The following is a 4,465-nucleotide window of genomic DNA, read 5'->3' on the forward strand; positions in this document are numbered from 1 at the left end:
TTGCTTACGCAAAACAGGTCATCAGTTCGAAAATTTTTGGGATGCGGTGGATCATGCCTTCAGAAAAGTGTCCTAACCCAATCTTTGATTGCTATAGCAAGCGAATCAACGTTAGAGTCTTTACCCAGAGGGTCATCTATATTTCAGGCATGACAGGGTATTTGGTCCTGCATGAAGTGACAAAGGCTCATGCTCAGTTTTTTGCGGAGGGGGAGAGCTATGCAAATCAGGTGTTTCCCGATGCCCAGCCCGTTAATTTCCTCATCATTGGGGCCATTCGGTTATTTTTCATTTACAACGTGGGAGTGCGAGGGATTCGGATCGTAACGGGGTTTCGCAAGGAGGAACAGGTTGGAGACCTAGTGTTTGAGGTGGTGATTTTCCTGGCAGCCATCGTTGTGATTGACCTGCTGTTAGCTCGACTAGTGCCCTAGGAGGCAGATATGGCAAGAAGACGAGTCAACCGGATGATCGGGCACAGTGCAGGGTATTTTGGCTTAGATCCATTTACGGCTGCAATGGTCGGCTGTGCGATTCTGAGCGGTGGAGCTGTGTTCTATGTGACGGGTCAGTTTCTCCCCGCTGCGGTAGTGGGGACGGCGATAGCCATTGCCTTTCAGCTCATCACGAATGGTAAGCCCGGTGAGTTCTTGAATGGGTTCTATAAACGACCCCATTGGGTGAGGGCAGAACGGCCCTACGTCAATGAATGGTCGATTGATTATGTGCCCAAGAAGCACAGAGTTGCGGATGTCTCAGCCCGTCGCTTTTTGACGGTGGGGATAGGATATCTATTGCTATACGCTTTGGTTCCCTCAGCAGTGGTTTGGGGTTTGCTGTTATTTGTCTTTGTTTTTATCAATCCGATGGCCTTGATTCGGTCAATCAGACGTTGAGCGAGGTCAAGGAAATGGCCCCGAACTAGAAATCTTTAAGACTTTTACGCAAAAGTTTTCCAGTAATTCAGCGGAGTACACCGCTAGTGCTTCTGAGACATTGACCAGATCGACGCAGTTCAGAGAGCGGATCGCCCACCCCGCCAATATTGCTATCGATAGACAACATAAAAAGCAGACTATTAACCCCTTAACCCGACCCATGCGTTGGCGGGTATGTCTAATGGCATTAACCAATGGGTTTCCCAACGCTGGGAACAAGGGGCCGATCAGGAATGAGGGATGGGCCATTCCTTGAAGCAAGGGTGTTGGGAATTGGCTCGACGATTCCGCGACGGGACGATGAAGATCACAGGTTCCTCCTTCAGGAATAGCATGGCTTTCTTGATCATTATCTAATCGAGCCACTACTGAATAGATGCGATCACATACCTTACCCACGGTATAGAAAACTGCCATCCGATCCAGTCGTTGAGTTGGAATCTCTACTTCATATGGGTTTGGGGAAGATTGCTGCTCAACAGAAGGTTCGGGAGTGAGAAGCGCTCTTAGTGTTTCAAGCGCATGAAAGTAAAGCTCTTGAGCGTGACGAGCGGAGCATTGAAAGTACTCAGCAATTTCATAAAACTTCCAACCACAATTGCGTTTAATGCAGATATCGGCGATGGTTGGATCCAATCTTGCTAATGCCGCATGGATTGGAGTTTCGTCTGAGTCGTCCATCGGGGTAGCGAACTCCATTTCTGTCCCATCCTCGCTGACTGGAATTCGCTGAACATCGCGCGACATCTCGATGCAGTCTTGGACGTATTCTGACGTTTTCCCAATAGCTTCAGATATTGCCTTGACATCAGAAACGCCCTCATCGATTATTCTTTGTGCTTCCCGAGCAACACGCTGAGCTGAGTCAGGCAGATATATTAATCGATTATTATCAACGGCTAGTCGTAAATACTTGTTTATCCAATGACAGGCATACGTTGAGAACTGAATACCTCTATCGAGGTTAAATCGTTCAATGGCCTGCAGGATACCTTTTCGGGCTTCGTTGAGTAAATCATCCCATTCGACGCCGGAATCCCTGAATTTTTTTGTCTTGAGAACGCAAAGACCTTCATTGGCTGCAACTATTTTGTCTGCCAAAAGTCGTTTTGTGCAAATATCAGTATTTTTTGACTGATATTGTCTTATTAGATCATATATGTCATTTCGATTGAACATTTTGAAAAATCTAACTTAGATTTTTTCTATCATCTTCTTTATCAATATGAATCTAGTGGGGTTAAAAGTTTTTGGTCAGATTCATAGCGTTCCGTATTCTGTCTTATGAATAAAGTATATACATAAAATGACAGAATATGTCTTTTAGACTAGATTATTGTGCTTGACGCTCATTAGTGGCGGAAAAGATGACATCTGGAGAGTTTTGTGTATACGCTTGGGAGAATCAAAAATTGTGGACAGCGATGTGATCACTTGGAAGCTAATCGAAATAATGGATAGAGAAGGCATCAAGCCCGGCGATTTAGCAGAATTAATGGATGTTCACCCGAGGCAGGTGACAAGATTACGTAAAGTAACTATGCCTGGAGTCGATCAGGAAAAATTAGGCAAATTACTGCTATCTCTGAACATCCTCAAACGTCCAGAATCCCCGCTAATAACGGCAGATACCTTAATAGTCTTTTCGCTTACACCTGATGAATTGAAGAGATTTGAGGCAGCGCAACGGAAGAAGCCATAAGCTCTGGTTAGCCTAAGCCCCTAAGGTGATTAATTCATAGTAAGGATTACATGTGTAGCATAAATACTACACATGTAATGCACTTAGGGAATTGGCAACAAAAGATCAGACGTCAGTCCTTAATTTATCCAAGTAATCTGCCCACTGCTGCATCATTTGATGACGCTCTTCTAAAAACTGGGTACGGTTATAAGCGCGCCCAAGTGGGTCTTTGACTGCATGAGCAAGTTGATGCTCAACCAGATCTGGCCTGACCTTCAGCTCCTCGTCCAACAAGGTCCTCGCCATTGCCCGAAAACCATGCCCGCTCATTTCTGACTTTGGAATCCCTAGGGATCGCAGGGCAGCGAGAATAGCATTATTGCTCATGGGTCTCAAAGGAGTCCTTCCACTTGGGAAAACAAACTCCCCTCTGCCCGTCAGATATTGGATTTCCTTGAGGATTGAAACCGATTGACGGCTCAGCGGGACGATATGCTCTGTATGTGTTTTGGTGACAGTAAAGCGCCATTCTTTTTTATCCCAGTCAAAATCCTGCCATAGAGCTTGACGCAATTCACCTGGTCTGACGAATACGAGTGGAGCCAGCTTAAGCGCACATTTAACAATCAGACTTCCTTCATACCCATAGATCATCCGCATCAACTCACCCACCCGTTTTGGGTCAGTAATCGCAGCCAGATGTTTACTCTTCACTGGGGGGAGAGCACCGCGCAAATCACCAGAGGGATCCCTCTCAGCCCTGCCAGTAGCAATGGCATACCGAAAAACCTGTCCGCAAATATTTAGCTCCCTATGAGCCGTCTCTAGGGCTCCTCGCTCTTCCACCTGGCGAATAACGGTCAGAAGCTCTGGCGCTGTAATTTCTGAGATAGGTCTATCTCCCATCCAAGGGAAGATATCCTTTTCCAGTCTTCTAGTCACAGTTTTGCTATGACTAACAGCCCAGTTTTGGGAGTAGCGGCTAAACCATTCCCGAGCAATAACCTCAAAACTGTTAGCAGATCGTAATGCTGCTGATTGCTTTTGAGCTTTGCGGTGTTCACAGGGATCGATACCTGAGGCTAACAGCTTCCGTGCTTCATGGTGACTCTCTCGGGCTTCCTTTAGCCCAATGTCAGGGTAGCCCCCCAAAGAAAGTAACTTTTCCCTACCTTCAAATCGATATTTGTAGCGCCATAGCTTTCCCCCTGCCTTGGTAATGAGTAGGAAAAGACCACCCCCATCCGACAACTTGTAGTTCTTGTCCTTAGGTTTGGCGTTCCTGATTTGGATGTCACTGAGCTTGTTGGGGGTACGCATTGTTCAGGATACGGAATACCCCCCAATCGTACCCCCATATACCCCCTGATGTTATCGAACAATCTCGGACAATCTCGGACTAGAGAACGGCTAAAACGACCTCTGTGTCTGGTTTTCCCGGACAATCTCGAACTGTCTCGAACTACTAAAAAATGGAGCTGACGGGAGTCGAACCCGTGTCCGCCCTAGCTATTAGCTCCTCATTCATTCACAGGCTTAGCTTATCTAATCCTCAAAGCAGGAATCGTCACTTATCCCGGACGATGGGATGCTCTGTCGGGAGTCTTAACAAAGAGGGCCAACAGAGAAACCCTAGTTGTGCATCCGTTGGGGTTTATCCATAGACCTTAACGGAGTCAATCTACAGATGCTCAAACCAAGTTAGGTTTTTTAGGCGACAGCAGCAGCTGTACGCGGACGAGCAAAAGATACGATGTTGTTCGCATGTACGATGTTTTGAGCCTTTTATTTGCGAGAGACGACTCACTCTCGGCCTGAATCATGAGGCTACGTTTGCTAAAAC

Annotated in this window: 5 protein-coding genes and 1 other RNA gene; 3 read left to right on the plus strand and 3 right to left on the minus strand. The window is 46.5% G+C overall.

Features of this window, described 5'->3' with window-relative positions:
• Together Q0991_RS11990 and Q0991_RS11995 are read left to right on the plus strand one after the other, a co-directional pair.
• A partial coding sequence (locus Q0991_RS11990) for a hypothetical protein (RefSeq protein ID WP_299488783.1) occupies positions 1-434 on the plus strand: 434 nt, incomplete at its 5' end.
• A gap of 9 nt (positions 435-443) precedes the next feature.
• Positions 444-896, plus strand: a complete 453-nt coding sequence (locus tag Q0991_RS11995) for a hypothetical protein (RefSeq protein ID WP_299488786.1) — start codon at positions 444-446, stop codon at positions 894-896.
• A 6-nt stretch (positions 897-902) separates the two neighbouring features.
• Here Q0991_RS11995 and Q0991_RS12000 read toward each other — a convergent pair whose 3' ends face one another.
• Positions 903-2,039 (minus strand): sigma factor, encoded by a 1,137-nt coding sequence (locus Q0991_RS12000; RefSeq protein ID WP_299488789.1) that lies wholly within the window; start codon positions 2,037-2,039, stop codon positions 903-905.
• A 241-nt stretch (positions 2,040-2,280) separates the two neighbouring features.
• On the opposite strand from Q0991_RS12000, the gene Q0991_RS12005 reads away from it, so the two are divergent.
• Positions 2,281-2,640: an XRE family transcriptional regulator gene (locus Q0991_RS12005; RefSeq protein ID WP_299488792.1), complete on the plus strand. Its 360-nt coding sequence runs from the start codon at positions 2,281-2,283 to the stop codon at positions 2,638-2,640.
• Between the two features lie 105 nt (positions 2,641-2,745).
• Here the strand turns inward: Q0991_RS12005 and Q0991_RS12010 are convergent, their stop codons facing one another.
• The gene (locus Q0991_RS12010; protein ID WP_299488795.1) at positions 2,746-3,942 is read right to left on the minus strand and encodes an integrase arm-type DNA-binding domain-containing protein; all 1,197 of its coding nucleotides are present in this window, start codon (positions 3,940-3,942) and stop codon (positions 2,746-2,748) included.
• A 150-nt stretch (positions 3,943-4,092) separates the two neighbouring features.
• Positions 4,093-4,465, minus strand: a transfer-messenger RNA (tmRNA) gene (gene ssrA / locus Q0991_RS12015); the annotation flags it as partial.

It is taken from the genome of Acaryochloris sp. IP29b_bin.137, assembly GCF_028285745.1.
Lineage (GTDB): Bacteria > Cyanobacteriota > Cyanobacteriia > Thermosynechococcales > Thermosynechococcaceae > Acaryochloris.

What these genes read in the sequence shown, in the direction of transcription:
- Q0991_RS12010 (WP_299488795.1), bottom strand. Translation starts at nt 3,942, where the DNA reads ATGCGTACCCCCAACAAGCTCAGTGACATCCAAATCAGGAACGCCAAA.
- Q0991_RS11995 (WP_299488786.1), top strand. Translation starts at nt 444, where the DNA reads ATGGCAAGAAGACGAGTCAACCGGATGATCGGGCACAGTGCAGGGTAT.